We start from the raw sequence: 25,366 nt of genomic DNA, 5'->3' as shown, positions 1-25,366 counted from the left end.
CCGGAAAATGGCAGCGCCGACCATTGATCGGCCCGCCTGATCGGCCGACCGAACTTCGCCAGAAGAACGCGACAGTCGCCACCGTTCGGGTAGTCCCACGCCCGCCGCGCCGAGCGCCGGGCAATCGGCATGAGCGAGAAATGAGGACGGGTCGGGATTATCCTTCTCGCTGTCCCCGTCGCAGGGAGGTGGTGCCGTGTCTGTTCGTCGAAGCGTGCTCGTGACAGCGATTCTGTGTGCGGTATCCGTGCTGGGTGCGCCCCAAGGGCAGACCCAGCCGCCGGGCTACGGCGGCTGCCACCAAGGCAGCCTGATGACCGGCCGATTGGTCCTCGGCTCGGGTAGCGCGGGGCAGAGCATCCAGCGTGCGGCCACTCTGCGCGAGTGCGTCAGCTCGCTGCTCCCAGGTATCGACGCCGGACAGTTCAGGGCGACCATTCCGTGGAACGCGCCCGGCGCGACCAGTGCGGCCACCTTCGCGTGGTCGGATGGCAGTGTCAGCACGGCGACCGGGTACGGAAACGGTTTGTGGCGGATCACCAATGGTCCGGCCAGTGGCCATGCCTTCCACGTCATTGTCGCCAACACGTGGAACGGGTGGTACTACAGCTATGCCGATGTCGCCGTCACCGCGGCGACCTTCTTATCCTGACGCACGCCGGTTCATTCGGGCCCGCCGCTACCCGGCCACATCGCTGCGCCCGCCGTGCGTTGAGCGGCTCGCCGATGCCTACACTCACGCAATGTCGTCTGTGTTTTGGGTCGGCGCCGCCGTCGCTCCCAACCTTGCCGCGCGGCTGCCCGCGCGCGGTGAGCAGCGGTGACCGTGAGCGTGCCGCGGTGGCTCGGCGGGGTGGTGTTCACCCCGGGGCTGATGGCGTTCACCGGTGAAATCGGTGACACCGCAGCACATTCCCACGCCGCCATTCAGGTCCTGCTGGTCACCGCGGGCGAGCTGACGCTCACCGACGCCACCGGCCACACCGCCCCTGCCCAGCTGGCGATCATCCCACCCGGGGCCCGCCACGAAGTCCGCGCCACCCCGGCTACCACCGGTTTCTTCGCCTACCTCGACTCGGGCAGCATTACCGGCCGTGCCGCCCTGGCTCGCCTGTACGGACTGCCTCCCGGCCGAGTATCCAGCTGGATCGCCGCCGCCGAACCGCGATCCACGCCGCCACTCCTGCAAGAGTATTCGGCAGCGCCACCACCGCGACGGTCCTCACATCCGGTGGTGGCCGAGGCACTGCGGGTAGCCGCCGCGACTCCGGGTGGCCCGCCGTCGCTGGGCGAGCTCGCCACCGCGGTGGCGATGTCACCGAGCCGTCTGTCGCATCTGTTCGCCGCCCAGGTCGGGTTGCCGTATGCGGCGTGGCGGCGCTGGACCCGGCTGCAACTGGCCGTGAGCACCGTCCGTGTGGGCGGCTCACTCACCGAAGCGGCGCACGCCGCGGGCTTCGCGGACAGCGCCCATCTCACCAACACCTGCCGCGACCTGTTCGGCATCACCCCCACCGAAGCCCTCATCGCTACCGGCTGGCGACCCCCGCCCACGGCGTAGGTCAGCTGATTTCTACAAGCTCCCACCGGGGTGTGGCGGCGACGCTGAACCTATGTCCACGTTCACGCAACCCCTGATCCGCTACGGCTATGCACCGCTGATGCTGCTGGGCATCAACGGCTTCGGCATCGCCCTGGCCGCCAGTGGGGCCAATAAGCTCTGGCTGCTGGTCCTGCTCATCACTGCCATCGCGCTCTCATTCGCCGCCGAACGCATCCTGCCCTATCACGAGGCCTGGAACACTTCCAGCGGGGACACCGGCCGCGACACCGCTCACACCTTCGTCAACGAGACCCTCATCCTCGTCGGTGTCGCCGCCATCCCGGCCTTGGCCGCCTTCGTCCCGGGCGACGGGATCTGGCCCGGTAGCTGGCCTTTCGCCGCCCAGGTGCTGATCGCGATTCTGGTCGCCGACCTCGGTATCACTCTGACCCATTACGCGAGCCACAAGATCGGCGTCCTGTGGCGATTTCATGCCGTGCACCACAGCGTGACCCGGTTCTACGGGTTCAACGGGCTGATGAAACATCCACTGCACCAAATGATCGAAACGACCGCGGGCGTCACGCCGCTGTTGCTGGTCGGCATGCCGGTCCCTGTCGCCGCGGCGTTGTCGCTTGCGGTCGCGGTGCAGTTGCTGATGCAGCACTCCAACGCCGACTACCGCGTCGGCCCGTTCAAGTACATCCTCGCTCTCAATGAAGGCCACCGATTCCACCACCTCAAATGGGCAGGCATCGGCGATGTCAACTTCGGCCTGTTCACTCTCATCTGGGACCATCTGCTGCGCACCTACAGCTACGACCCGGCCCGCCGGTTCAGTAGCGCCGACCTCGGGATGGCCGCCAAACCCGATTACCCGGTCCGCTACCTCGCCCAGCTTGCCGAACCATTCACCCCCAAGGGTGCGTGCGACTTCAAAGCCATCGACGTTCCCGTAACGCGGGGACTGCCGTCCGATCGGGTTCGGCTCCGATAGCCCACCCCGCAACGGATTCCGGGGCGATGTGCCGGACGGACTACCGGATTCTGCGATCTGATGGGCAGGGCTCCAGGCGCGGCCTACGAGCCGACAAATCCCCGGATCGAGTGGTGTGCGGGCCGCGGCCACAGCACCGGCGCTGAATTGCCCATCGGCAGCAGCCACCGCCAGGCCTCATGGCGCCGCCGAACGGTCAACGCTCGACGCGTTCGGACGTGACAGTTCCGGCGGCATCCGCGCCGGAGTCACCCGATCGATTCCGGCGGGTACGGCCGGGCGGCTCGGCGGCGTACATTGTGTGTAATCTGCGGTTACTCACAAGTAGGAGGCAACGATGCCCGCCCCCGATGCCGGCGTCTTCGACCGTCTGAGCGCGCTCGCCGCAATCGACCAGCCCCAGGCACGCTCGCGAAAGTCCATTGCCGAGACATTCACCGGCAAGCCGCTGGGCAGTGTGCCGGTCGGTACCGCCGAGGATGTGACCGCCGCCCTCACCAAGGCGAGGGCGGCGCAGGCGCACTGGGCCGCGCGGCCCGCGGCGGAACGGGCCGCGGTGCTCGAACGGTACCGCGCTCTCGTGGTGGAGCATCGCGACTTCCTGATGGACGTGGTGCAGGCCGAAACCGGCAAGGCCCGCTGGGCGGCCCAGGAAGAGATCATGGGCCTGATGTTCGCGGCCCGCTACTTCGCCAAGGCGGCGCCCGGATTGCTCGAATCCCATAGGGTGCCCGGCGCATTCCCGGTGCTGAACCGGGCGGCGGTGTCCGTCAAGCCCAAGGGCGTGGTCGGCGTCATCGCACCGTGGAACTACCCGTTGCTGCTCTCGATCGGCGACTCGATCCCGGCCTTGATCGCGGGCAATGCCGTGGTAGTGAAGCCGGACAGCCAGACGCCGTTCTCCTCCCTCGCCGGCGCCGAACTGCTGTATCAGGCCGGTCTGCCGCGCGACCTGCTCGCGGTGGTCCCCGGCCCCGGCACCATTGTCGGCACAGCCATCGTGGACAGTTGTGACTACCTGATGTTCACCGGCTCCTCGGCCACCGGCCGGACACTGGCCGAACAGTGCGGCCGCAGGCTCATCGGCTTCTCCGCCGAACTGGGCGGTAAGAACCCGATGATCATCACGGCGGGCGCGAAACTCGACAAGGCGGCGAAGGCCGCAGTGCGCGCGTGCTTCTCCAATGCGGGCCAGCTGTGCATTTCGATCGAACGGCTCTATGTGGAGAAGTCGGTCGCCGCCGAATTCACCGAGAAGTTCGTAGCCGCGGTCGACGCCGCGAAACTCGGTGCCGCCTACGACTTCTCCGCCGATATCGGCAGTCTCATTTCCGAGGCCCAGCTGGAAACGGTATCGAAGCATGTCGCTGATGCCACCTCGAAGGGTGCGAAGGTGCTGGCCGGTGGCAAGGCGCGCCCGGATCTGGGCCCGTTGTTCTTCGAGCCGACGGTACTCGCCGACGTCACCGACGAGATGGAGTGCGGCCGCAACGAGACCTTCGGGCCGCTGGTCTCGATCTATCCGGTCGAAAATGCCGAGGAGGCGATCCGGCTGGCCAACGACACCGAATACGGCCTCAATGCCAGCGTCTGGGCTGCGAGCAAGTCCGAGGGCGAGAAGATCGCGCAGCGGCTGCATGCGGGCACGGTCTGCGTCGATGAGGGTTATGCGCCGGCGTGGGGTAGCACCGCCGCCCCGATGGGCGGCATGGGCATCTCCGGCGTCGGGCGCAGGCACGGTCCGGACGGTTTGCTGAAGTTCACCGAACCGCGGACGGTTGTGGTCACCCGGTTCCTGAATCTGGATGCGCCGCCGATGCTCTCGCAGGATAAATGGCAACGGTTCCTGATGACGGTGGCGCGGTCGATCCGCTTCCTACCCGGCCGCTGAGGGCCCGCCGGGGCCGGCCGACTCGGTCTGCGTCGAGTCGGCCGGCCAGCAGACGATGAATCCGAATACGCAGCTGATTCGGTTTCATCGCCGGGTCTGTGTTCGATCGGCGGTGTTCGGGCCTTTCGTGGTTACGCTGTGCTTGCGCCTCCGGGCAGGTCGCTAGGTGAGCCGCTCCGCCCCGGTTCGCGGTGGCGGGCCGGACTCGAGCGCAGCGGACTCTTCGTCGGTCAGCAGGCGGGACCGTATGAGGAAGCGCACGCCGTCGGGCGCTTCCAGCGAGAATCCGCTACCGCGGCCCTCGACCACATCCACGGTGAGATGGGTGTGCTTCCATAGCTCGTACTGATCGCCGCTCATCCAGAATTCGGTGTGCCAGGCCAGATGTCCGAGCAACACATCGGCCGCGCCGATCCGGAACTCCCGCGTCGGGAAGCACATCGGTGAGCTGCCGTCGCAACATCCTCCGGACTGGTGGAACAACACCGGGCCATGCTGTTCGATCAAGCGGCGCAATACCACTCGCGCCGCGTCGGTCATGCCGACGCGATGGACTCTGTTTTGCATCAGAAGGATCCGATTCTGCATCAGAAGAATCCGAGTTTGGTGGGGGAATAGCTGACGAGCAGATTTTTGGTCTGCTGGTAGTGGTCGAGCATCATCTTGTGGTTCTCCCGGCCGATGCCGGACTTCTTGTACCCGCCGAAGGCCGCGTGAGCCGGATAAGCGTGGTAGCAGTTCGTCCAGACCCGGCCCGCCTTGATCGCCCGGCCCATGCGGTAGGCGATGCCGGCGTCCCTTGTCCATACCCCGGCGCCGAGGCCGTAGAGGGTGTCGTTGGCAATCCGGACCGCTTCCTCGACGGTGTCGAAACGTGTCACCGACACCACCGGTCCGAAGATTTCCTCCTGGAAGATGCGCATGGTGTTGCTGCCCTCGAAGATCGTCGGCTGGATGTAGTACCCGCCGGGCAGTCCGTCCACTTTGCGTGCTTCCCCTCCGGTGAGCACGCGGGCGCCTTCCTGCCTGCCGATATCTATGTAGGACAGGATCTTTTCGTATTGGTCGTTGCTGGCCTGCGCTCCGATCATGGTTGTGTCGTCGAGCGGATTTCCGCCCTTGATGGATCTGGTCCGGTCGATGCACCGGGCCAGGAACTCGTCGTAGATGGACGAGTGGATCAGCGCCCGCGACGGGCAGGTGCACACCTCACCCTGGTTCAGGGCGAACATGACGAAACCTTCGACGGCCTTATCCAGGAATTCGTCGTCGTCGGCCATGACATCCGGCAGGAAGATATTGGGGCTCTTACCGCCCAATTCCAGACTGACCGGGATGATGTTCTCGCTGGCGTACTGAAGGATCAGCCGTCCGGTGGTGGTTTCACCGGTGAACGCGACCTTGGCGACCCGCGGGCTGGACGCCAAGGGCTTTCCCGCCTCGACGCCGAATCCGTTGACCACGTTGAGAACTCCCGGTGGTAACAGGTCGGCGATCAATTCGACCACCAGCAGGATCGAGGCCGGAGTCTGCTCGGCCGGTTTGAGCACTACGCAATTGCCCGCCGCCAGCGCGGGGGCGAGCTTCCACGCGGCCATCAGGATGGGGAAGTTCCACGGGATGATCTGGCCGACGACGCCGAGCGGCTCCTGGAAGTGGTAGGCGACGGTATCCGCGTCGATCTCGGAGATGCTGCCTTCCTGGGCGCGGATGGCGCCGGCGAAATAGCGGAAGTGATCGACGGCCAACGGGATATCCGCGGCCAACGTCTCGCGCACAGGCTTGCCGTTGTCCCAGGTCTCGGCGACGGCCAGTGGCTCGAGGCTGTTCTCGATGCGGTCGGCGATCTTGTTGAGGATGTCGGCGCGGACGGTGGGTGAGGTGGCAGCCCATGCGTCGGCGGCCCGATGCGCGGCCTCCAAGGCCATATCGATATCGGCGGCGGTGGAACGCGCCACCGTGCAGAAGGTTTCACCGTCGACCGGGGACGGATTGTCGAAGTACCGTCCCTCGATCGGGGCCGCCCAGTCACCACCGATGAAATTGTCGTACCGGGTGGCGTAGCCGACGATGCCCGAATCGGACCCTGGTTTGGCGTAGATCATGGCGCTCGCTCCTCGCGGAATCTGCTGACCGGGTCACTATTACCCGGGAAGGTTGGTGCGAGGTTGGTGTGCGCGAGTGGAAGTCAGGTGCGCAATGCGGCGTGCAACCGTGCCGATACCATCGCCCGCCGGGTGTCGTCGGGCGCCAGCAACCGCAGTGCGTGCTCGTGCACCTGGATATCGTCGGGCGCCTTCTCGCCGAGGGTTACCGCGTGTTCGGGCCGGTCGCTGGCGAGCACCGCGTTGCGCACTCCGACATCGAGGTAGTCGCGCCACTCCTGGACACCCGGGGTGTCGGAGCCCGGCAGGAGCGGGCCGCGGTAGTGCCAGACCGCGGAACTGGTGTCGCCCGACTCCACCGCCGCGAGCAGATCGACCGCGTCGCAGGACAATGGCCCGGTCAGGGTGTAGCGGCGGTTGGCGATCTCACCGCCGGTGGCCCGGCGCAGGTGCGAGACATCGGCTTTGAGGGTGCTGGTCGAAACCGCCCGGTCGCCGTACACGGCCGCGTGCAGTTGCTCCGGGGTGTAACCGTCCGGTTCGAGTGCGAGCAACGCCAGGATCTCCAGCTGCCGCGGCGGCAGCGGCACCGGCCTGCCATCGCGCAAAAGCCTTGCGGTGCCGAGGCATTCGAGCCGGATCCCGGGGGTAGGCCCCGGCCCGGCGGCGCGCAGCAGTGTCTCGGCGGCGGTGGCGAGCGCGCGCACCGAGGTCATGAGGGCCGGATGCGAACGCTCCCAGCGGCTGGACAGGTCGAGTACGCCGAGCAGGCGGCCGTCGGGTCCGTGCACCGGCGCGGAATAGCACACCCAGCCGTGCAGGGCCGCGACCAGATGTTCGGCGGAGAAGACGGTAAACGGGCGGTCGGTATGCAGTGCGAGAGAAAGGCCGTTGGTGCCCATATGGCTCTCGTCCCAGCGGCCGCCGGGCGCGAAGTTCACCGCCTCGCCCTGTTTGCGAATGGTGCGATCGCCGCAGGTCCACACAATGACGCCGTCATTGTCGGCCACCGCGGCGACGAAACCGGCATCCTCGGCGATATCGCGCAGCTGGTCACCGAGCTGGGTGATCGGTGCGCGCAGCGGGGATGCGGCCCAACGATCGGAGACATCGTCCAGACCGGGCGCGACGGTGCGGCCGGGATCGACGGTGTGCAGCGAGCGCTGCCACGATTGCGCTACTTCATTGCGTAGCAGCGGGGTCCCCGGGGTCAACTTCGTGGCGGCGTGCGAGGCAGCCGCCCACCGGGCCCATTCCTTTTCCAGTTCTGCCCGCTGCTGGGTGAGGGTGCGGAACAGTGCCACCTCGTAAACCCCATCGTCAGTGCTGTCCAGTTGGGTTCGCTCGTTGTCGGCCCACTCCGCGGCACACCGAATCCGGCTCCGCCGCGAGCAATGCTGCCGTGTCGAGTGCCGGCTGCGCGCCAGCTCACGAATTCGTGGTCTCATCATGGCGTACGCATCGGTGCCGTGGGGGAGGTTTCCGGGCTTAGGCTGCCTTTCATGGCAACCGCTACTCGACGGGGTTCGGCGCGCCGCGCTCGGCTCGCCGACGTACATGCGCTCGCGAACGGAATGCCACATGTCAGCCGGGTCGATGGGCCGCTGGGCAACCCGATCTACCAGGTCGGGGGCAAGTCCTTCGTCTTCTTCCGCAATCCGCGTCCGGACGCGGTGGATCCGGTGACGGGGGAGCGCTACCCGGACGTGATCGTCATCTGGGTGCCGTCGGAAGCGGATAAGCAAGCGCTGGTACAGGATCCGGACTCACCCTTCTTCACCACCTCGCATTTCGACGGGCATCCGTCGGTGCTGGTTCGCGGTGCGCGGATCGGGGAGCTGACGCTGGCCGAGTTGACCGAGGTAATCCAGGATGCGTGGTTGGCGCGGGCATCACGCAGGCGAGCGGCCGATTGGCTGGCCGCACACCACCTCCCCGGATAATCGTCGCGCCGAGTCGGCCGCTGATCAGCGGGGTTGACGGGCGGCGCCCGGCGTGTCGCTCACTTCGTCATGAATATGCCTGCCACGTCGGCATTCTTGATCGGGGTTTCGGCATTGCGCTGGGCCCCACACATCACGTCGACGGTAATGATCGTCGCGTCCACCACCGTGCCCGCCGGTTCCTGATCGCTACCGGTCTGCTGCTTGACGAACTTGGTGATGGTCATCCGCTTGGTGTCGGGATCCTGCTTGACGTATTCGCTGCACGGGGTGTCACCGCCCTGGTTCAGGGCACGCTCGATATCGGTGCACCCGGCGAGGAGTAGCGCGGCCGCAGCCGTCGTGAGACCGGTCCGTACCACCGTGGCGTTCATCTGCGCTCCTGTCGTTCCTGCGGGCACCGATTCCGGTGCTGACTCGAGCGGATGTGCCGCCACGATCGCCCCCGAGCGTAGGGCCACGGATAGTCCGCGGGTAGCCGAGGCCCGCGGAGTGTTGCCCGCGCGGGTCGGCTCAGGCCGCGAAGGTGCGCAGCGGCACGTTGATTTCGGCGGAGGTGAGCGAGCCGTGATGGCCGATCAGGGCCGATTGCAGCGGTTCGGCCCCGGAGCGGACGACCCCGCGCAGACCGCGCGCCGCCACCACGAGATCACCGATCCGGTCGGCGACTTCGTGCGTGACGATCGGCCCGAACCAGCCGCGGGCGATCACCTCAGCGCGGGGTAGCACCTCGAAATCCGGGCCGAGCGTCGCCCGCCAGGCGTCGGCGACATCGGCGGCGGCGCCCTTGCGTGTGTACACATGGCGGGCCCGTGGCTCGCCGCCGAGCTGTGCGACGCCTTCGCTGAGCTCCTCGGCACGGTCGAAATCGACGGTCGACTCCAGCTCCACCATGCCGTGGTCGGCGGTGACCAGCAGGGCGGCATCCGGCGGGAGATGCGCGGCGATGGTGGCCGCCAGCCGGTCGACGTGCGCCAGCTCCAGCAACCAGGCGTCGGAGGAGGGGCCGCGCACGTGGCCGGTGGTGTCCAGATCGCCGTGGTAGGCGTAGACGAGCGACCGATCGCCGGAGCGCAGCGCGGTCGCGACGCCGTCGACCATGTCGCCGACCGAGAGGCTGGGGCGGAATGCGCAGCCGCGCAACACCGCACGGGTCAGACCCGAGGCGGCCTGATAAGTGGGCGCGACCTGGGTCACCGCGATACCGTCCGCTGCGGCCCGCTCGAAAACTGTTGCGCTGGGCTGGAATTGCTCGGGCACCAGCTCGCGCAGCAGATCGATCGAGGGGCCTTCGCCGTGTAGTCGCCAGCGCAGTGAATTCACCAGGCGGTCGTAGCCGGGCACGTTCATCAAATATCCGACGATGCCGTGCTGGCCGGGCGGCACGCCGACACCGAGCGAGCTCAGGCTGGTCGCGGTGGTGCTGGGAAATCCGGCCGTGAGTGCGACCGGGGGCAGGGTCGACAGAAACGGCGCCGCATCGGCCCTGGCCGCCAATGCGTCGGCGCCCAGGCCGTCGATCAGTAGTACGCAGATGCGGCGTGCGGTCAGGCCGAGGCCGAGGCGGTCGGCCTCGCCGGGTACCCCGAGACAGGCCAGTACGGAGGGGAACAGGTCAGCAAGGGAACCCGAGCCATAGCGGGGCGCGTCGAACACGAGGCCCAGCCTGCCAAGGTCGGTACTGCAATGGCAAGGAATCAGGCCTGTCCGGTTTCGAATCGGGTGATCTTGCCGTCGCGGACGGTGAAGCGCCAGTTGGTGCGCATCGAACCCCAGCGCGAATTGGTGTAATCCGCCACGAATTCGGTGCCGCCGTCAGTGACCGTCTCGACCTGCATCCGGCCGTTGCTGTCGAAGACCTCCGAATCGGTCCACTGGATGAGATTGCGTTCCACGCCGTCGTCGGACATGGTCGCGTCGTCGGTGAGCATGCCGTAGAAGCGGTCGCGGTCGTGGGCGTTGAGTGCGGCCACGAACTCCTCGATCACGGGATCCAACTGTGCGGTCATTCGGTCGTCCCTCTCGAAGGCGGTATGGGTCGGCGCGAGCAGCGGAGTGAGCAAATATTTGGCACCCACTCTAGGTGCCGAGTGGCGCGCGGACCCGGCGCGACGCGTCAGCTACCCGGCGCAATGAGCGCCGTCAAGGTGCTCATAATGTCATCGACCAGTTCAGTGGGGGTGGTGCCGAGTTGATCGCAGCGTTCCATGAGGTGACCGTCCACCCATAGTGAGGCGAGTCCGTGGCCCAAACCCCACAGGGCGAGGCCGAGTATTTCCGCCTTGTCGGCAGGCAGCAAGCCTGCGGCGACCGAGTCGGCGATGGTGTCGGTGAGCACCGCGAAGGCGGCATCGGCCGCGACCATCGAGTCCGGGTGCTTCTCGGGCTGGGAGAGCTCGGGACGGAACATCAGCCGGAAATGTGCCGGGTGTTCCCTCGCGACACGGACGTAGGTGGCGACCAATGCCGCGATCGTGTCGAGTGGCGACCCGGTCGCCGCTTCACGCGTCGCGGCGAGTTCGGCCGCGAGCAACTCGAAGCCCTGGGTGGACAGGGCCGCGAGCAGGGCCGCTCGGTCGGCGAAATGGTGGTATGGCGCGCCGGTGCTGACCCCGGCCTCGCGGGCGACTCGACGCAGGCTGACCGCGGCGATGCCTTCGGTCTCGAGGAGCCGCAGGCAGGCGTCCATCAGCGCGTCACGCAGGGCGCCGTGGTGGTAGCTGGTCCGCTTCACCATCCGAGGGTAAGCGAACAACCCTGGACAACCAATCTATGCAATGCTTAGATTATCTGAGCGACGCTCAGATCAAGCATCGCATGGACACTTCCGAAACGGGTAGATACACATGGCTGAACGGGTACTCGTCACAGGCGCGACAGGATTCATCGCCGGACATTGCATTGCGGAACTGCTCGAGCACGGCTATGCCGTGCGAGCAACCGTCCGCGATCTCGGAAATGCGGGTAAACGGGCACATTTGGTCGCGCTGGCCCAGCGCCTCGGCGGCGAACTGGAGTTCACCGCGGCCGATCTCGACAACGACACCGGCTGGGCGGCAGCCGTTTCCGGGTGCACGTACGTCATGCACGTGGCGTCGCCCTTCCCGTCACAGCCGCCCGCCGACGAGCGAGAACTGATCGGGCCCGCGGTGGAGGGAACGTTGCGGGTGCTGCGCGCCGCCGCGGACAACACCGGGGTGCGACGGGTGGTGCTGACCTCCTCGGTGGCCGCCATCGCCTACGGCCACGAACACGATGATGTCCGGACCGAGGCCGATTGGTCCGTGGTCGAACGGGTCGCGGCCTATCCCAAGAGCAAGACGCTGGCCGAGCGGGCCGCCTGGGACTTCATCGCGGCCCAGCCCGCCGGACGCGCACTCGAACTCGCGGTGGTGAACCCGGGTATGGTGCTCGGCCCACTGCAGGCGACGACATCGACCAGCACGTCGCATGAGCCGGTGCGCCGCCTGCTGATCCGTGATGCGCCCGGCTCCCCGCGCACCGCCTGGGCGCCGGTCGACGTACGCGATCTTGCGGTGGCGCACCGGCTGGCCATGGAAAAGCCGGAAGCGGCGGGGAATCGCTACATCTGTGCGGGGAAGCCGATGTGGATGGGGGAGATGGCGCAATTGCTTGCGGCCGAATACAACCCGCGCGGCTATCGGGTGACGACCAGGGTGGTGCCGGATCTGATGGTCCGGGCGGTCGCGATCTTCGACAAGGGTGTGCGCCTCGTCGTGCCCACCCTCGGCCGCGCCGAGACTGTCAGCGCCGACAAGGCGAGGCGCGAACTCGGCTGGACCATGCGACCGGTCCGGGATGCCGTGCTCGACACCGCCGAAAGTCTGGTGCAGTTCGGCGTCGTGCCCGCACCCCGGCGATCGACCGTACCCGTGGGCGGCACGGCGCGGAATCCGCTGGGCGCGTGAGAAGTTCGACATGCTGATCGCGACCCTGATAATCACCACCTTGGGTCTGCTGCGTCGCAAGCTACGCGGCAGGACCGAGGCATCTGATCAGTCGGGCGAATCGAATAGGACGGCCGGATCGGCTCGGCCGTCGATTCGGCGGTTCGCGGAAAGCGCGCTGCGACGTCCGGTGCCGGTCGCGGCCGCGGTCGTGCTGTTCGGCGTCGCCGTGGCGGCAGGCACGCTCGCGCAATGCTGACTCGGCCATCGGCTTCGCCGTGACGAACCCGACCGCGCCGATCCACGGCATCGCCGCGACCATGCGCCGAGCTCGCGGATTGGCCGGACCGAATACGGTTCGGGTAGACAGGGAAAATGACCGTGCAACGTGAATTTCGTTTCGGTGTCAATATGGTGGTCCCCGAGTCCAGGGCGGCCTGGGTCGAGAAATGTCGTCGGGCCGAGGAACTCGGGTTCGACGTGATCGGTGTCGCGGATCATCTCGGGATGCCCGCGCCGTTCCCCGCAATGATCCTCGCCGCCGAGGCCACCGAGCGGGTGCGGCTGAACACCTTCGTGCTGAACACGCCTTTCTACAACCCGGTGTTGCTGGCCCGAGATGTCGCGGGCGCGGATCAGTTCACCAACGGCCGGGTGGAACTCGGCCTCGGCGCGGGGTACGTGAAGGCGGAGTTCGACGCGGCGGGTATTCCGTTCGAAAGCGGCGGCAAGCGGGTCGCACATGTCGAGCGCACGGTGACCACACTGGCGCGGCTGTTCGCCGACCCGGAGTACCAGCCTCGGCCGGTCCAGCCGGGCGGACCGCCACTGCTCATCGCGGGCTGGGGCGATCGACTGCTTTCGGTCGCGGCCGCGCACGCCGATATCGTCGCCTTCACCGGCGCGGCGGCCACCTCGGGCGGCTCGCTTCAGATCGCGAGTCCCGACCAGATGTCGGAGCGAGTCGCCTACGCGCGCGACCGGCTCGGTTCCCGGGCCGAGCAGGTCGAGTTCAATCTGCTGATCCAGCGGGTCCTGCCGCGAGAGGACGTACCCGCACTCCTGGAGGAGTTCGGTCCGGCGCTGCCCCCAGAGATCGGCGATGAGCCCGAGAAGCTGCCCATCCTGCTGATCGGTTCGCCCGAGGAGATCGCCGATCGGGTGCGCGACCTGCGGACCCGCTACGGATTCAGCTACATCACCGTGCTGGAGCCGAGTATGGAGGCGTTCGCCCCGGCTCTCGCACTGCTGCGTGGGGTCGCCGTCGAAGATCGGGCGGATATGGCGTAGTTGGCTGTTGGGGGTAGGTTTTCGCGTTGACGAGACCGGGCCAGGCCGCAGCGGGGACGGCCGGCGTGCTGCCGCAGTTGTTCATCGGCGGGCTCAGGCTTCTGAATACGGCATTCGCGAGTTCGGCAGCCGTTCAACGAAGCGGGTGAGCAATGTGGCGAACTGGGCGCGTTCGGCGGCGGTCCAATCGTCCATTGCCTCGGCGAATATCTGGGCGCGGCGGCGATGCGCGGCAGCCACCACCTCTTGCCCGGAATCGGTCAACACGAGCTTGGACCGCCGGCCGTCGCGCTGATCGGCCACACGCTCGATGTACCCCATATCGACGGCCGTTGATATCAGTCGGCTGACACGCGGCTGGTCGGCACCGAGAGCGGATGCCACCGCTGAAACCGTTGCGTCCGGCATCGATTCGACGACGTCCAGGACGTCGAACGCTTGACCGGCCGGTTCCCTCGACGGTGCCAGCGTCCGGCGGTTCTGCCTGCGTCTGATCGTCACCATCGCCCGCTCGACCAGATCCACATCATCCATCGGCGTATCATACAGCTTGACAACTAATTGTACTTAAACATAAACATGTAATAGTTCATGTACCCTGAGCCCGAAGGGAACTATCCATGAGGCTTCCCGCACTCGCCGCCACCCTGTTGCTGATAGCCACTGCTCCGCTGGCAGCGTGCAGTTCCGACGGTCGGGATTCGACCCACACCACCTCCGCGGCCACCGAGGGCACCGGCGATAACAGCCAGGAGCGGATGATCGGCTACCGACTCAAGCGCCTGGACCAATTGATCGAGGCGACCTTCGACCGTCTACTCGGCAACGCAGGGCTCACCCGTCGGCAGTGGCAGACCATGAACGTGCTCAGCGGTGCCCCTCGAAGCGACGCCGAACTAGTGGATGCTCTCCGCCCGTTCTGGGAGGTGAACAACGAGAGCCTGACCGAACTGACCAACGATCTTGTCAGTCGTGGATGGGTCCGAAGTTCGCCCGACGGAATGCTCACATTGACGAGCGAAGGCAGCTCTGCGCACGCTGCGGCTGATCAGGAGGTCGGCCGAATCCGGCAAATCGTTGCAAAAGGCGTGAGCCAGGACGAGTTCTCGCTGATGATGGATGTTCTGCAGCGCATGACCGCCAACCTCGAGGCGGACGCCACCGGCCGATGACAACCCGGCCGACTTCGTTGAGACGGCGGCCTGGGCCTTCATCGAACCCGGGCACATGCCGTCAGCGGTCACTGGCCGAATCTCGTTCGCGGAGACTGCGTACTGGGGCGCGGGCACCGCCCGGCTGCTGCCCAGGCTGATCCGCGCCCGCACCCGCGGGCCGGTGTTCGTGACCCACCGCCGGCCCGGGCCCGGCAAGTACCTCGCCGAGCGCGACGTCTGCCCCGACACCGGATTGGCGCGGCTGTCCCACGACCAGGCCCGCGATCTGCTCGACGCCGCCACCGCCGTCGACACGCCCGGAACCGGCTGGGATCAGCACGAGCTGCGCCGTTCCGGTTTGACGCATCTCGGGGAGTCCGGGGCCGGCCTGCTGGAACTGATGGCCAAGTCACGGCACCGCAAGGCCGAGAACCTGCGCCGCTACTCCAAACCGTCCCCGCAGGCGATGCGCGATCTCACCGCGCTACTCGGCCCCAGAGCCGACGCTGAACAACGGCTTCGCCATATCCGTTGATGTTTCGGCGGTTACTACAAGCACCGCCAATTGCATCGGATGCGAATTCGCTGCAGTTTGCGATTCTGGTTGGGGATCTCTGCAATGACGCTGCCCACCAAGGGAATCCAGCACGTCGCTGGGCCACGATCTTAAGTCGGCGTGGCGTCGGCGGCGGGGTTGCGACATGCCGATCCGGGGCGGTGACCTGCGATTCCGCCCGCTACTCGCATCAGATGCGACTATCTCGCATCTGATGCGACTGGCGGAGGGTGGCTCTTTCCAGGCCGCCGCGCCGGCCAGCCGATGCACCCTGAAACCCTCGGTGCCCTGATCAGAGCCCTCGGCGTCCCCAACATCCCGGGCCGTGTCGTCGCGCTGCACCAGCACGTTCTCGAACTGCCCGCCCCAGTTGTCGCCGACGCGCTCGGCTACCACCACCACACGACGACCCGGGCCGCCGCCCAGATCACCACCTTGACCCGCCACGTCACAGGCCCACGGGCACGCAGACCGTCAGGTTGGGCACCAACTCGCGACAGTTGATTGCGCGCCTGCCAATCTTCTCACGGGCCGACGATGGCAGGATTCCGTGCCCGACACGTCAACGACCCCGGCCGGCCCGGTCGAAGATGTCGAGTCATTCACGTCGAATCCACAAGGTGAGTATTTCGATCCCGTCAGGCAGGGTTCTGCTTCGCTTGACTGGTCAAAGCGCCACGCGCGATGGATTTTCGGCGGCTCGATCGTTTGCTAACTCTGTGCGGAAGGGTGACGACTGATGAAACCATTCGTCTCGGGCGGCCCACATCCAGTCAGGCGGGCGATGAATCGCTTGATCGGAGGCATATGCACCGCGTTGCTGGTCGCAATTTCTTTGACGTGGGTGTCGCCTCCGGCGTCGGCGCAGTTTCCCGTGTGCGCGCCCGGACAGTTCTCCGTCGAATTCTTCCTGTATCCGACGTGCACGTACGACACCCCGGGTGAATTCTCCTACACCGTCGGGGATTTCGTCACCGAGATCTGGGTCGAAGTGACCGGCGGCAGAGGCGGCGCCGGCGGCGACGTTGACCCCAGAGTCGTGAGCCGGGGAATACAGGGTGAAACTACCGCGAAGGCGAGGGGAGGGGAAGGCGGATTCGGTGTCCGAGTCAGGTCCACAGTGCGAGTGACACCCGGCGACGTCCTGCACATCATAGTCGGGGAGAACGGCGAGCCCGGGACATGGAGTCCTGATGGCCTTGGCGCGAATGGCGGTGCGGGCGGCGGAGCCTCGGAAGTCTACGTAGGCCCTCCCTACTCTACGAGGGCGATCGTGGCCGGAGGCGGCGGTGGCGGGGGCGGGGGCGGCGACCACAAAGATAGCCCGGGCGGAGACGGCGGAGACGGCATCGACGTGCAATGCGAAGCCGACGAGCCCGGTGTCGCGTGTGGCAGCAGCGGCGGACACGGGGAGGCAGTTGGCCAACAAAATGATCCTGGCCTGGGCGGGGATCAGCCATGCGAACCACGTGGTATCTGCAACAACACTGAAACCTTTGGAGCGCGCGGCCAACACTCCTTTGACGATGCTTATTCGTGTGAGACCAGGAGTGTGGGGTTGAGACAGCGGCGGGGGGAGAGCTCGGGTGGATCTGGTGGTAGTGCCGGTGATTCCAGACTCGGAGCTGGTGGCGGTGGCGGCGGCGGCTGGCACGGAGGTTGCGGCGGCCCCCGCGGTACCAACGACGTGACCGTGGGTGCTGGCGCCGGTGGTGGGGCCGGGTCGTCAGTGGACAAACTGGGCGAGAAAACCCAAATCACCACCACGCAACAGGGTAAGGGGTCGGTGGTGGTCAGCTATTACGGCTTGCCGGTCGTTCCGCGACCGGACCCTGAACCAATGCCTTTCTGTTTGTGGCTTTTCGGCGTCGAGTATTGCTTCGGTTCCAGACCAGAGGCGCTACAACGATAATGAGGATGCCGCGGGGCGAACGGAGCACTTAGGCGCTTCCCGGGGTCGGGGCCGTGCGTGCAAGTGAGGTGCTGCACCCCGAGGATTTGCTTGAGGTCTTTGGCGGTGTTCGGCTCCTCGCGGACTTCACCAGAATGACCCCGCAGATAATTTGACGGAGTCGCCCCGCTCCAAGCTTTATCGGCCGTTCACCGAGACCGACGGCGGCCACGGACTGATCAGCGGGCCCGGATCTGAACGCAAAGCTCGCCCCGGTCCGCGCTGGACCGGGGCGAGCTTTCGGGAATCGGGGTGTAGTTTCAGGATTCGTCGAGCAGCTCGAATACCCGCACCGGTGTCGTGTCCATGTACTTCTCGTACTCCCTCGGCTGATCTGCCTTGAACTTCGGGCCGTTGAACTGCAGGGTGAGGTACTTCGCGTGCACCTCGGGTGGTTTCTGCTGAAGCCGCTCGACGTTGAAGTTCGCGCGGGACTTGCCGATCCGCCACAGTTCCGGTCACCTGTCGGCTGGACTCCTCCGACAACTGATGACAGTTGTATACGCGATCTCACCAGTCCGGAACCCCTGCGTGCGCGAGACTGAATATCGTGCCCGATCGGCGGTGAGTGCGGTTATGCATCCGATGCCTCATTGCGCCAGATGAGCGTATAGCGCCACATGAGGCGGCGTCGCAGCCGGGCGCCGGGCAGGATTTCGGCTGCGGCGCACCGGATCTCGTGCAACGTATCCTGCGGATCGCGCATGGGCGCCGGGTCGGCCTTCGCGGGGTGTACCAGGTCGACGAGCCGGATGGCCGGAATCAACGGCAGGTACAGCGGATCGCCGCGCAGGCTCATCTTCCACAGGCCGAGGATCGCCAGCGTGCCGCCGGGCGCCACCAGCCGCCGCAGCGCGGCGAGCCCCTCCCGTAGCGGCACATGATGCAGGATGGCGACCGCGGTCACGAAGTCGAAACTGCCGGGGAGATCGCGGAAGTCGGCCCGCTCGTAGGTGATGTTCGGCGCCGCGATAGTCCTGGTGAGCACCTCCGCGTCGACATCAATACCCAGCACCGAATCGCACCGACGGGCCAGCTTGGTGGCGAGTAACCCATCGCCGCAGCCGACATCGAGGGCGGTGCCCGCCGACGCTGGCATCCGGTCGACGAGCCAGCGGTGATAGTGCGTGTTGTGGTTCCAGTACGGGTCGTCGTTCACGCCACGACTCTACGGACTCGAAAGTGGTTGCCGCGGGCCCGATTCGGGCACTCGTCGCCCACCATCGATCGAAATGCGGAACGCATCTGAATGTGATATACGTCACATCACACTCGCCATTTTGTCCGTCCCTGCTGGCATGGTGTTCGGTATGTCTTTTTCCGATTCCGTCACCACCATCACCACCCCCGAACCCCTACCGGCCGACACGGTCATCCGAGTGCTCGGCGCCCGCGAGCACAACCTCCGCAATGTGTCGCTGGAGATCCCGAAGAACAAGATCACGGTATTCACCGGGGTGTCCGGATCGGGCAAGTCCTCCATTGTCTTCGACACCATCGCCGTGGAATCGCAACGTCAGCTCTATGCCACCTTCCCCGCATTCATCCTCAACTTCCTGCCGCGCTACGAGCGGCCGCACGCGGAGGCGATCGAAGGGCTGAACGCGCCGGTCATCATCGACCAGCAGCCGGTCGGCGGCGGACCGCGTTCGACCGTGGGCACCATGACCGACATCTACTCGATGGTGCGGGCCATGTTCGCCCGATTCGGAACCCCCTCGGCCGGGTTCGTGTACAACTACTCGTTCAATGTGCCGCAGGGCATGTGCCCGGACTGCGACGGACTCGGGGTCACCGTGCGTGCCGATCCGGACCGCCTCGTCGACCGGAGCAAATCGTTGAACGAGGGCGCGATCCTGCTGCCCGGTTACGCCCCCGGCAGCGGGGATTGGCAGCTGTACGGCAAGTCCGGACGCTTCGATCCGGACAAGAAGCTGATCGACTACACCGAAGCGGAATTCGAGGACTTCCTGTACGGCTCCGGCGGAAAGGTCGAGTTGACCTTCGCCAAGGGCACTTGGAAGGCCAATTACGAAGGGCTCGCGGCGAAATTCACCCGCACCCGGTTGCAGCGCGACACCTCGACGCTCAGCGAGAAGACCCGCGAGCAGATGCAGAAATTCCTCACCGAGGGCGTCTGTCCGACCTGCGACGGTGCTCGGCTCAACGCCGCCGCGCTGGCCACGAAGATCGGCGGCCGCAATATCGCCGACTGGTCCCGGTTGCAGATCACCGATCTGATGGCCGTATTGGACGAGATCACCGATCCGGCGGCACTCGGCCTGGCCGATGCCATTCGCACCGCGCTGCGGCGGGTCGCCGACATCGGACTCGGCTACCTGAGCCTCGACCGGCCGACCTCAACCCTGTCCGGCGGTGAGGGCCAGCGGCTCAAGATGATCAAGCACCTGTCGAGCACACTGGTCGGCCTCACCTACATCTTCGACGAGCCGAGCGTCGGGCTGCACCCACGCGATGTCGGTCGGCTGAACAATCTGCTGATGGCCCTGCGGGATAAGGGAAATACCGTGCTCGTGGTCGAGCACGACCCCGACGTCATCCAGATCGCCGACCACATCGTCGATGTCGGTCCGCGCGCGGGCGTGCACGGCGGACAGGTGGTCTTCGAGGGGAGCTTCGCCGACCTGCGCGTGGCGGACACCCCTACCGGTGCGGGTTTGCGCCGACCGTTCCGGGTCAAGGAGACCTTCCGGAAGTCGCACGGCGAGTTGCTCATCGAACATGCCACCGTGCACAACCTCAGGGATGTATCCGTCGCCATCCCGACGGGCATCCTCACCTCGATCACCGGCGTGGCCGGCTCCGGTAAGAGCAGTCTCATCCGGGATGTCTTCGTGCGCAGGCACCCCGAGGCGATCTTCGTCGACCAGTCGGCCATCGCGGCCTCCTCGCGATCAACGCCCGCGACATACCTCGGGCTCATGGACCCGATCCGCAAACTGTTCGCCAAGGCGACGGGGGAGTCGCCGGGCCTGTTCAGCTTCAATTCCGACGGCGCCTGCAAGCAGTGCGAGGGTCGCGGCGTCATCATTACCGAAGTCGCGTACATGGATCCGGTGACCACCCACTGCGATGCCTGCGACGGGCGGCGCTTCTCCGACGAGGTGCTGGTGCACACACTGCGCGGCAAGTCGATCGCCGATGTGCTCGAGATGTCGGCCGAGGAGGCACTCGAGTTCTTCACCGAGAAGGCGCTCCATGCGAAGTTGCGCACCATGAACGAGGTCGGCCTGGACTATCTGAGCCTGGGTCAGGCCATGAGCACACTCTCCGGGGGTGAGCGTCAGCGCATCAAACTCGCCACCCAATTGCAGAACACCGGAACGGTATACGTGCTCGACGAGCCGACCACCGGTCTGCACATGTCCGATGTGGACACCCTGCTCGCACTGATGGACGGGTTGGTCGACCGTGGCAATACCGTCATCGTGATCGAGCACAATCTCGATGTGGTCGCCCACTCCGACTGGGTCATCGATCTCGGGCCGGACGGCGGTAAGGACGGTGGCGAGATCGTCTTCACCGGGACGCCCGCCGACCTGCTGACGCATCCGACCTCCCTCACCGGCGAGTACCTGCGCAAGTACAAGGCGGCCTGAGCCGCTCGGTCGTGGTAGTGGTCGCCGGACCACTACCACGAATACCGGTACCAGGGACCGTCGTACGGCCGATAGTTGTAGTCGTACTCGTGCTGCGCGGCGGGTGCGCCATTCGGCAGGTACGCGAATCCCACCTGGCTCAGCAAATCCTCGGACGTCTCGAATAGGCAGCCGCCGTCCGCACGCCGGACGCGACTGACGGTATAGATACCCACCCGGTGCGGGCCGCCGGACTCCACGCAGGCCACGGCCTCCCGCTCCAAGCCGCCTTTGGAGATCCGCCAACCGGCCCGCTCCGCCACTCCCGACCAGAGCATCAGGACGGTCCCGACGACCAATACCGGTGCGATTGCGCTCAGCACGAACGCTCGGTACTTGATCGCTCCGACCAACATGACCACGAACCACATCACGCCACATCCGGCAGCGCCCGCGAGCAACGCCAGGGTGGCGATGCCATCCCCGTCGGATGCCTGCTGCCACACCAGCGCCGCGCAGTCCAGCGCGACCAACCCCGCCGTAACCGCCGCCCACGCAATCCATCCCCGCGACACCCGCCGAACCGTTCCCCCGATGCTCATGCCGCCAACCTACAGCCAACTTTCCGACCGCTGTCGAGTCCGTATCGACGAGCATGCCTAGCGCCGAGCCGCCGACAGCCGACGTGATCGGTTGCGCATCGGGTGCGGACGTCGCCGAATAGGGCATGTGCCCGATGGCGCAGGACCCGGCCCGCGGCCAAGGTTGAAAGGTCATGAACCGATATCTGATCACTGTCCGGGACAAGAGGCTCCGGACCGTACTGGAGGAACTCCATAACCATGACGCGAACTCTCGGGTCGCCCAAGGCGATCCGTGTCGCCGCGGGCGCTGCCGCACCCGGGGTCGTCGCGAGCGTGACCGCTGTGGTCGCGCCGCCGGCCTCGGCGACCGTCACCAGCATCGCGATCGCGCCCGCGTTCGCCCTCGGTACGCACCGCTATGGAACGACCTGCTCCTACACCGTGACCGTGACGGTGGACGACGATAGCAAGCCGGTCTTCTTCTTTGAGGAAGGTCAGGGCCCCAGCGGCTTCGCCGAGGCGATGTCCTCCGGCGGTGTCGCCAAGGCGACATGGACCCCGTCGATATAAATCGCCACCACCCAACTTTTGAGGATTTTCAGATGTTCGCACAGCGTGGAATCCTGGTCGGCGCCCTGATCGGTGCCGCGGCCCTCGGCGGCGGCACCGCCACGGCCGAGCCACTTCCGCTCGAACCGTTCACTCCGGCGCCGTCGGAGTCCGTCGCCGGGGGGCTTTGTGACGCCCACCCCGCTATCGGCTTGTGGTGCTTCATCAGCCAATCGGCGTAGATGCCGTTATCCCTCACCGTCGAATAGCACGGGTGTAGTGATCGGCCCGTGTGCCGGAGTGGGGCAGCGATCGAAGAAGGCAGCACCGCGGTCCGGCAGGCGGTCACTATTTCAGTGATGGTCGCCGGATCTCGAGTGGATGCTCCATTACTCCCGCATCTGAGCCGCCGAATGCGCTGCGGTACGCGTGGGGGGTTGTACCGACGACGCGCTTGAAGCGGTCGCGGAAGGCCGTTGGCGAGCCGAAGCCGACCTGGGTGGCGATTCTTTCGACCGGGTGGTCGGTCGCTTCGAGAAGGTATTGCGCCTGCCGGATACGGGCTCGGAGCAACCATTGCAGGGGTGTGGTGCCGGTCTGTTCGCGAAATCGGCGGTTGAGGCTACGGGTGCTCATGCCCGCGTGGGCGGCGACGTCATCGAGGGTCAGAGCCGTGGCGCAGTTGTCTTCGATCCATCGCAGGAGGGGTTCGAAGTCGGATCCGCGTGGAGTGGGTGGACGGTCGTGGACGATGAATTGCGCTTGGCCGCCGTCGCGTTCCAACGGCATCACCGACTGGCGGGCGGCGTCGGCCGCGACGGCAGAGCCGTGGTCGCGTCGGATCATGTGCAGGCACAGGTCCAGTCCGGCCGTCGCCCCGGCCGAGGTGAGCAGTTGTCCGTCGTCCACATAGAGGACCTTCGGGTCCACCTCGATATCGGGGTACAGGTCGGCGAATGCGTCGGCGGCCAGCCAGTGCGTGGTCGCACGGCGTCCGTCGAGCATCCCGGTCGCGGCGAGGATGAACGCGCCCACACAGATCGACGCGATCCGGCTGCCATCGGCCGCGGCACGGCGCACCGCATCGAGTACGTCCGGGGAGACCGGTGCGGTGGGATCGGCGCACCCGGGGATGACGATGGTGTCGGCCCCGGTGAGGCCGTCCAGAGTCCACGGTGCGTGCAGGGTGAACAGTCCGGCGTCCACATCAGGTGTGGGCGCACAGACCCGGACTCGGTAAGCGGGGCCGCCGTCGGGTAGCCGGGCGCGGGTGAACACCTCGATCGGAGTAGCCAGGTCGAACGCAATGACCTTGTCGAGAGCGAGGATTGCCACCGTATGCATGGCAAGAGACTAGGTGTCCAGCTGAATCGCGCCAACAGATTGAACAGTGATCATGGCACTCTTGCGACGAAGATCGCTTGGCGAGAATCCGTTCCAACGTGGCAATCCCGCTCCTTCTCCGCACTTTCCATGTTGTTTACCTTCATCGGTAACCGGACGAGGAGGAGTGCCTGAATGCTTGTTCAGATTGTGTTGTTCGACGGTTTCGGCCCGATGGATGTCATCGGACCCTACGAGGTGTTCAGTGCCGGGGCCATGGTCACCGGCGGACTGCTGGACGTCGAACTGGTCGCCGCCGAAGGTGCGCGCGAGGTGCCCGGCGGGCTCGGCTCATTGAGTCTGCGTGCCACCGCGACGTTGACCCCGGCACTCGCGGACATTGTCCTGCTCCCAGGGGCCGCGGGAGATATTCCGGAGGATGGAGCGGAGCCGACCGCGGACAGTGTTCCGGCGATCCTGGGTCGCAGTCTGGAAACGCCGTTACCGGGCCTGTTGAAGCAGGCTTTGGACCAGCCCGGGCTGACCGTGGCGACGGTATGCGGCGGCTCGATGATCCTGGCGATGGCCGGGCTCCTCCAGGGGCGCTACGCGACAACCAATCACCTCGGGGTCGACCTGCTCGCGGCCACCGGGGCATGCCCGATCGACGCCCGCGTCGTCGACGACGGTGACCTGGTGACCGGTGGGGGCGTGACATCCGGACTGGATCTGGGGCTGTATCTGCTGGAGCGCGAATTCGGGCCGCAGGTCGCGCTGTCGGTGGAGAAGCTATTCGAATTCGAGCGCCGAGGCACCGTGTGGCGCAATGCCGGAACCACGCCGATACGACAGTTCTGACGATGCTGAGCGCCAGCGGCCCGACCGGCCTGCAGGTGATCCGGCAGGCAACCGGCATCGAGTCAATGCCGAGCCGGGTTCCGGATTCCGGGGCCGAATTGCTGGGTGCCGGTGATGCGTAACAGATCCAGGGCCGAGAACTCCGGGGTGCCGGGGGCGGCCGAGTACACGATCACGGTTTGGTCGGCGTCCGGAACCAGCAGGGCGTCGCAATCGAGGGTCAGTAGGCCCACTTCCGGGTGGGCGATGGACTTGGTGGCGCTACGCCATTGGGCCGCGGGTCTTTCGCGCCAGAGTTTCTCGAAATGTGCGCTGCCGGAGCGTAGTTCGGTGATCAAGCGGGACAGTGCGGGATCATCGGGGTAGCGCGCCTTGGTGGCGCGCAGGCTGCCCACGGAGAATGCCGCGGCGGCCTCCGCTTCGGCGGGGTTCATAGCGACCCGGCTCGGCTCGGCGCCGAGGAAACGCTGCCAGATGATGTTGCGCTGGGCGGGCGGCCAGACCGACAGGTCACCGAGTAGGGCGGCGGCCATCGAATTCCACGCCAGCACATCGGCTTTGGCGGAAAGGACGAGCGCGGGCAGGTCCACCATACGATCGAGCAACCGCAGGACGCTGGGGCGCACGACCATCGGTATGCGACCGGCCTGGGGTGGTGCGGCACCGGCGAAGTGGAACAGCAGATCGCGTTCCTCGTCGCCGAGACGCAGAGCACGGGCCAGGGCCGCGAGCACGGCGGTGGAGGGTCGCGGACCGCGGCCCTGCTCGAGCCGGACCACATAGTCGACACTGACACCGGCCAGATGTGCGCACTACGTACTCCATGTCGCCTGAGCAGCGCGAAGAACTGCTCAGAATTCCTCTCTCAGTTCCACCACCACCGGGTCGGCCGATTCAGTCAGCGCCCAGGAGGCATTCCGAGTGCCCGACAGGCTGTCCGACCGCGCGATAGGCGGCATGAGCGGACGTGTCGAAGCAGAGCCAGAGTAGTTGCTGCTCTCACCAATTCTCGGCCCGCACGCATGCCGAACTTGTCGGTGGCTGGTCGTAGGGTTCGCGGAATGAACTGGAGACTGTGGTTGGAGTTGTGGAGCGAGGAATGGATCTCCCGCAGA

General features: G+C 66.2%; 28 protein-coding genes. 15 read left to right on the top strand and 13 right to left on the bottom strand.

Annotated features, from left to right (window positions below; genetic code table 11):
- Nucleotides 1-196: 196 nt before the first annotated feature.
- The 4 genes from AB0H61_RS33730 (at nucleotide 197) to AB0H61_RS33715 (ending at nucleotide 4,431) form a co-directional block, all read left to right on the top strand.
- The gene (locus AB0H61_RS33730; RefSeq protein ID WP_357311809.1) at nucleotides 197-652 is read left to right on the top strand and encodes a hypothetical protein; all 456 of its coding nucleotides are present in this window, start codon (nucleotides 197-199) and stop codon (nucleotides 650-652) included.
- 168 nt (nucleotides 653-820) lie between these two features.
- Entirely contained in the window at nucleotides 821-1,561 is a 741-nt protein-coding gene (locus AB0H61_RS33725) for an AraC family transcriptional regulator (RefSeq protein WP_357311808.1), read from the top strand.
- Nucleotides 1,562-1,613: 52 nt separating this feature from the next.
- Nucleotides 1,614-2,540, top strand: a complete 927-nt coding sequence (locus tag AB0H61_RS33720; RefSeq protein WP_357311807.1) for a sterol desaturase family protein — start codon at nucleotides 1,614-1,616, stop codon at nucleotides 2,538-2,540.
- 337 nt (nucleotides 2,541-2,877) lie between these two features.
- Entirely contained in the window at nucleotides 2,878-4,431 is a 1,554-nt protein-coding gene (locus AB0H61_RS33715; protein ID WP_357311806.1) for a succinic semialdehyde dehydrogenase, read from the top strand.
- 162 nt (nucleotides 4,432-4,593) lie between these two features.
- Here AB0H61_RS33715 and AB0H61_RS33710 read toward each other — a convergent pair whose 3' ends face one another.
- The 3 genes from AB0H61_RS33710 to AB0H61_RS33700 all read right to left on the bottom strand — a co-directional run bounded on the left by AB0H61_RS33710 (nucleotide 4,594) and on the right by AB0H61_RS33700 (nucleotide 7,840).
- Nucleotides 4,594-4,998, bottom strand: coding sequence for a DUF779 domain-containing protein (locus tag AB0H61_RS33710; protein WP_357311805.1), 405 nt, complete (start codon nucleotides 4,996-4,998; stop codon nucleotides 4,594-4,596).
- 20 nt (nucleotides 4,999-5,018) lie between these two features.
- The gene (locus AB0H61_RS33705) at nucleotides 5,019-6,536 is read right to left on the bottom strand and encodes an aldehyde dehydrogenase family protein (RefSeq protein WP_357311804.1); all 1,518 of its coding nucleotides are present in this window, start codon (nucleotides 6,534-6,536) and stop codon (nucleotides 5,019-5,021) included.
- A gap of 83 nt (nucleotides 6,537-6,619) precedes the next feature.
- A complete protein-coding gene (locus tag AB0H61_RS33700) occupies nucleotides 6,620-7,840 on the bottom strand; it encodes a GAF domain-containing protein (RefSeq protein WP_357311803.1) in 1,221 nt (406 codons plus the stop codon).
- A gap of 198 nt (nucleotides 7,841-8,038) precedes the next feature.
- On the opposite strand from AB0H61_RS33700, the gene AB0H61_RS33695 reads away from it, so the two are divergent.
- Nucleotides 8,039-8,479, top strand: coding sequence for a hypothetical protein (locus AB0H61_RS33695; protein WP_357311802.1), 441 nt, complete (start codon nucleotides 8,039-8,041; stop codon nucleotides 8,477-8,479).
- A gap of 59 nt (nucleotides 8,480-8,538) precedes the next feature.
- Here AB0H61_RS33695 and AB0H61_RS33690 read toward each other — a convergent pair whose 3' ends face one another.
- The 4 genes from AB0H61_RS33690 to AB0H61_RS33675 all read right to left on the bottom strand — a co-directional run bounded on the left by AB0H61_RS33690 (nucleotide 8,539) and on the right by AB0H61_RS33675 (nucleotide 11,216).
- Complete coding sequence (locus AB0H61_RS33690) at nucleotides 8,539-8,853, bottom strand: hypothetical protein (RefSeq protein ID WP_357311801.1); 315 nt, start codon at nucleotides 8,851-8,853, stop codon at nucleotides 8,539-8,541.
- A gap of 139 nt (nucleotides 8,854-8,992) precedes the next feature.
- The gene (locus AB0H61_RS33685) at nucleotides 8,993-10,135 is read right to left on the bottom strand and encodes an alkaline phosphatase family protein (RefSeq protein WP_357311800.1); all 1,143 of its coding nucleotides are present in this window, start codon (nucleotides 10,133-10,135) and stop codon (nucleotides 8,993-8,995) included.
- Between the two features lie 41 nt (nucleotides 10,136-10,176).
- Nucleotides 10,177-10,488, bottom strand: a complete 312-nt coding sequence (locus tag AB0H61_RS33680; RefSeq protein WP_357311799.1) for a nuclear transport factor 2 family protein — start codon at nucleotides 10,486-10,488, stop codon at nucleotides 10,177-10,179.
- Nucleotides 10,489-10,595: 107 nt separating this feature from the next.
- Entirely contained in the window at nucleotides 10,596-11,216 is a 621-nt protein-coding gene (locus AB0H61_RS33675; RefSeq protein ID WP_357311798.1) for a TetR/AcrR family transcriptional regulator, read from the bottom strand.
- A 109-nt stretch (nucleotides 11,217-11,325) separates the two neighbouring features.
- Between AB0H61_RS33675 and AB0H61_RS33670 the strand changes: the two genes are divergently transcribed.
- The 3 genes from AB0H61_RS33670 to AB0H61_RS33660 all read left to right on the top strand — a co-directional run bounded on the left by AB0H61_RS33670 (nucleotide 11,326) and on the right by AB0H61_RS33660 (nucleotide 13,677).
- Nucleotides 11,326-12,408: an aldehyde reductase gene (locus tag AB0H61_RS33670; protein WP_357311797.1), complete on the top strand. Its 1,083-nt coding sequence runs from the start codon at nucleotides 11,326-11,328 to the stop codon at nucleotides 12,406-12,408.
- A 10-nt stretch (nucleotides 12,409-12,418) separates the two neighbouring features.
- Entirely contained in the window at nucleotides 12,419-12,646 is a 228-nt protein-coding gene (locus AB0H61_RS33665) for a hypothetical protein (protein WP_357311796.1), read from the top strand.
- 116 nt (nucleotides 12,647-12,762) lie between these two features.
- The gene (locus AB0H61_RS33660; RefSeq protein ID WP_357311795.1) at nucleotides 12,763-13,677 is read left to right on the top strand and encodes an LLM class F420-dependent oxidoreductase; all 915 of its coding nucleotides are present in this window, start codon (nucleotides 12,763-12,765) and stop codon (nucleotides 13,675-13,677) included.
- Between the two features lie 93 nt (nucleotides 13,678-13,770).
- Here the strand turns inward: AB0H61_RS33660 and AB0H61_RS33655 are convergent, their stop codons facing one another.
- Entirely contained in the window at nucleotides 13,771-14,211 is a 441-nt protein-coding gene (locus AB0H61_RS33655; RefSeq protein ID WP_357311794.1) for a MarR family winged helix-turn-helix transcriptional regulator, read from the bottom strand.
- Between the two features lie 86 nt (nucleotides 14,212-14,297).
- On the opposite strand from AB0H61_RS33655, the gene AB0H61_RS33650 reads away from it, so the two are divergent.
- The 3 genes from AB0H61_RS33650 to AB0H61_RS33640 all read left to right on the top strand — a co-directional run bounded on the left by AB0H61_RS33650 (nucleotide 14,298) and on the right by AB0H61_RS33640 (nucleotide 15,891).
- Nucleotides 14,298-14,849 (top strand): MarR family transcriptional regulator, encoded by a 552-nt coding sequence (locus AB0H61_RS33650; protein ID WP_357311793.1) that lies wholly within the window; start codon nucleotides 14,298-14,300, stop codon nucleotides 14,847-14,849.
- 55 nt (nucleotides 14,850-14,904) lie between these two features.
- Nucleotides 14,905-15,366: a hypothetical protein gene (locus tag AB0H61_RS33645; protein WP_357311792.1), complete on the top strand. Its 462-nt coding sequence runs from the start codon at nucleotides 14,905-14,907 to the stop codon at nucleotides 15,364-15,366.
- Nucleotides 15,367-15,651: 285 nt separating this feature from the next.
- Nucleotides 15,652-15,891 (top strand): hypothetical protein, encoded by a 240-nt coding sequence (locus AB0H61_RS33640; protein ID WP_357311791.1) that lies wholly within the window; start codon nucleotides 15,652-15,654, stop codon nucleotides 15,889-15,891.
- Between the two features lie 1,707 nt (nucleotides 15,892-17,598).
- Here AB0H61_RS33640 and AB0H61_RS33635 read toward each other — a convergent pair.
- The gene (locus AB0H61_RS33635; RefSeq protein ID WP_357311790.1) at nucleotides 17,599-17,724 is read right to left on the bottom strand and encodes a hypothetical protein; all 126 of its coding nucleotides are present in this window, start codon (nucleotides 17,722-17,724) and stop codon (nucleotides 17,599-17,601) included.
- Nucleotides 17,725-17,912: 188 nt separating this feature from the next.
- Nucleotides 17,913-18,497: a class I SAM-dependent methyltransferase gene (locus AB0H61_RS33630; RefSeq protein WP_357311789.1), complete on the bottom strand. Its 585-nt coding sequence runs from the start codon at nucleotides 18,495-18,497 to the stop codon at nucleotides 17,913-17,915.
- A 151-nt stretch (nucleotides 18,498-18,648) separates the two neighbouring features.
- Here AB0H61_RS33630 and AB0H61_RS33625 point away from each other — a divergent pair, with 151 nt between their 5' ends.
- The gene (locus AB0H61_RS33625) at nucleotides 18,649-20,958 is read left to right on the top strand and encodes an excinuclease ABC subunit UvrA (protein ID WP_357311788.1); all 2,310 of its coding nucleotides are present in this window, start codon (nucleotides 18,649-18,651) and stop codon (nucleotides 20,956-20,958) included.
- A gap of 32 nt (nucleotides 20,959-20,990) precedes the next feature.
- Here AB0H61_RS33625 and AB0H61_RS33620 read toward each other — a convergent pair whose 3' ends face one another.
- On the bottom strand, nucleotides 20,991-21,539 hold the full coding sequence (locus tag AB0H61_RS33620) for a hypothetical protein (protein ID WP_357311787.1): 549 nt from the start codon (nucleotides 21,537-21,539) through the stop codon (nucleotides 20,991-20,993).
- A gap of 240 nt (nucleotides 21,540-21,779) precedes the next feature.
- On the opposite strand from AB0H61_RS33620, the gene AB0H61_RS33615 reads away from it, so the two are divergent.
- Entirely contained in the window at nucleotides 21,780-22,091 is a 312-nt protein-coding gene (locus AB0H61_RS33615) for a hypothetical protein (RefSeq protein ID WP_357311786.1), read from the top strand.
- A gap of 32 nt (nucleotides 22,092-22,123) precedes the next feature.
- The gene (locus AB0H61_RS33610) at nucleotides 22,124-22,312 is read left to right on the top strand and encodes a hypothetical protein (RefSeq protein WP_357311785.1); all 189 of its coding nucleotides are present in this window, start codon (nucleotides 22,124-22,126) and stop codon (nucleotides 22,310-22,312) included.
- Between the two features lie 106 nt (nucleotides 22,313-22,418).
- On the opposite strand, the gene AB0H61_RS33605 is transcribed toward AB0H61_RS33610, so the two are convergent.
- Nucleotides 22,419-23,414, bottom strand: coding sequence for a helix-turn-helix domain-containing protein (locus tag AB0H61_RS33605; protein ID WP_357311784.1), 996 nt, complete (start codon nucleotides 23,412-23,414; stop codon nucleotides 22,419-22,421).
- 174 nt (nucleotides 23,415-23,588) lie between these two features.
- Here AB0H61_RS33605 and AB0H61_RS33600 point away from each other — a divergent pair, with 174 nt between their 5' ends.
- A complete protein-coding gene (locus AB0H61_RS33600; protein WP_357311783.1) occupies nucleotides 23,589-24,251 on the top strand; it encodes a DJ-1/PfpI family protein in 663 nt (220 codons plus the stop codon).
- A gap of 62 nt (nucleotides 24,252-24,313) precedes the next feature.
- Here AB0H61_RS33600 and AB0H61_RS33595 read toward each other — a convergent pair whose 3' ends face one another.
- Nucleotides 24,314-25,054: a helix-turn-helix domain-containing protein gene (locus AB0H61_RS33595; RefSeq protein WP_357311880.1), complete on the bottom strand. Its 741-nt coding sequence runs from the start codon at nucleotides 25,052-25,054 to the stop codon at nucleotides 24,314-24,316.
- Between the last annotated feature and the right edge of the window lie 312 nt (nucleotides 25,055-25,366).

It is taken from the genome of Nocardia sp. NPDC050710, assembly GCF_040654375.1.
Lineage (GTDB): Bacteria > Actinomycetota > Actinomycetes > Mycobacteriales > Mycobacteriaceae > Nocardia.
The sequence above is the reverse complement of the archived record's forward strand: the minus strand, read 5'-3'. Positions and strand labels throughout refer to the sequence as shown.

Bases quoted from the DNA above. Each gene is read 5' to 3' on its own strand.
- AB0H61_RS33675 (WP_357311798.1), bottom strand. From the start codon at position 11,216: ATGGTGAAGCGGACCAGCTACCACCACGGCGCCCTGCGTGACGCGCTG.
- AB0H61_RS33720 (WP_357311807.1), top strand. From the start codon at position 1,614: ATGTCCACGTTCACGCAACCCCTGATCCGCTACGGCTATGCACCGCTG.
- AB0H61_RS33610 (WP_357311785.1), top strand. From the start codon at position 22,124: ATGTTCGCACAGCGTGGAATCCTGGTCGGCGCCCTGATCGGTGCCGCG.
- AB0H61_RS33705 (WP_357311804.1), bottom strand. From the start codon at position 6,536: ATGATCTACGCCAAACCAGGGTCCGATTCGGGCATCGTCGGCTACGCC.
- AB0H61_RS33655 (WP_357311794.1), bottom strand. From the start codon at position 14,211: ATGGATGATGTGGATCTGGTCGAGCGGGCGATGGTGACGATCAGACGC.
- AB0H61_RS33690 (WP_357311801.1), bottom strand. From the start codon at position 8,853: ATGAACGCCACGGTGGTACGGACCGGTCTCACGACGGCTGCGGCCGCG.
- AB0H61_RS33615 (WP_357311786.1), top strand. From the start codon at position 21,780: ATGACGCGAACTCTCGGGTCGCCCAAGGCGATCCGTGTCGCCGCGGGC.
- AB0H61_RS33650 (WP_357311793.1), top strand. From the start codon at position 14,298: ATGAGGCTTCCCGCACTCGCCGCCACCCTGTTGCTGATAGCCACTGCT.
- AB0H61_RS33605 (WP_357311784.1), bottom strand. From the start codon at position 23,414: ATGCATACGGTGGCAATCCTCGCTCTCGACAAGGTCATTGCGTTCGAC.
- AB0H61_RS33680 (WP_357311799.1), bottom strand. From the start codon at position 10,488: ATGACCGCACAGTTGGATCCCGTGATCGAGGAGTTCGTGGCCGCACTC.
- AB0H61_RS33695 (WP_357311802.1), top strand. From the start codon at position 8,039: ATGGCAACCGCTACTCGACGGGGTTCGGCGCGCCGCGCTCGGCTCGCC.
- AB0H61_RS33645 (WP_357311792.1), top strand. From the start codon at position 14,905: ATGCCGTCAGCGGTCACTGGCCGAATCTCGTTCGCGGAGACTGCGTAC.
- AB0H61_RS33665 (WP_357311796.1), top strand. From the start codon at position 12,419: ATGCTGATCGCGACCCTGATAATCACCACCTTGGGTCTGCTGCGTCGC.
- AB0H61_RS33600 (WP_357311783.1), top strand. From the start codon at position 23,589: ATGCTTGTTCAGATTGTGTTGTTCGACGGTTTCGGCCCGATGGATGTC.
- AB0H61_RS33620 (WP_357311787.1), bottom strand. From the start codon at position 21,539: ATGAGCATCGGGGGAACGGTTCGGCGGGTGTCGCGGGGATGGATTGCG.
- AB0H61_RS33640 (WP_357311791.1), top strand. From the start codon at position 15,652: ATGCACCCTGAAACCCTCGGTGCCCTGATCAGAGCCCTCGGCGTCCCC.
- AB0H61_RS33660 (WP_357311795.1), top strand. From the start codon at position 12,763: ATGACCGTGCAACGTGAATTTCGTTTCGGTGTCAATATGGTGGTCCCC.
- AB0H61_RS33625 (WP_357311788.1), top strand. From the start codon at position 18,649: ATGTCTTTTTCCGATTCCGTCACCACCATCACCACCCCCGAACCCCTA.
- AB0H61_RS33670 (WP_357311797.1), top strand. From the start codon at position 11,326: ATGGCTGAACGGGTACTCGTCACAGGCGCGACAGGATTCATCGCCGGA.
- AB0H61_RS33715 (WP_357311806.1), top strand. From the start codon at position 2,878: ATGCCCGCCCCCGATGCCGGCGTCTTCGACCGTCTGAGCGCGCTCGCC.
- AB0H61_RS33710 (WP_357311805.1), bottom strand. From the start codon at position 4,998: ATGCAAAACAGAGTCCATCGCGTCGGCATGACCGACGCGGCGCGAGTG.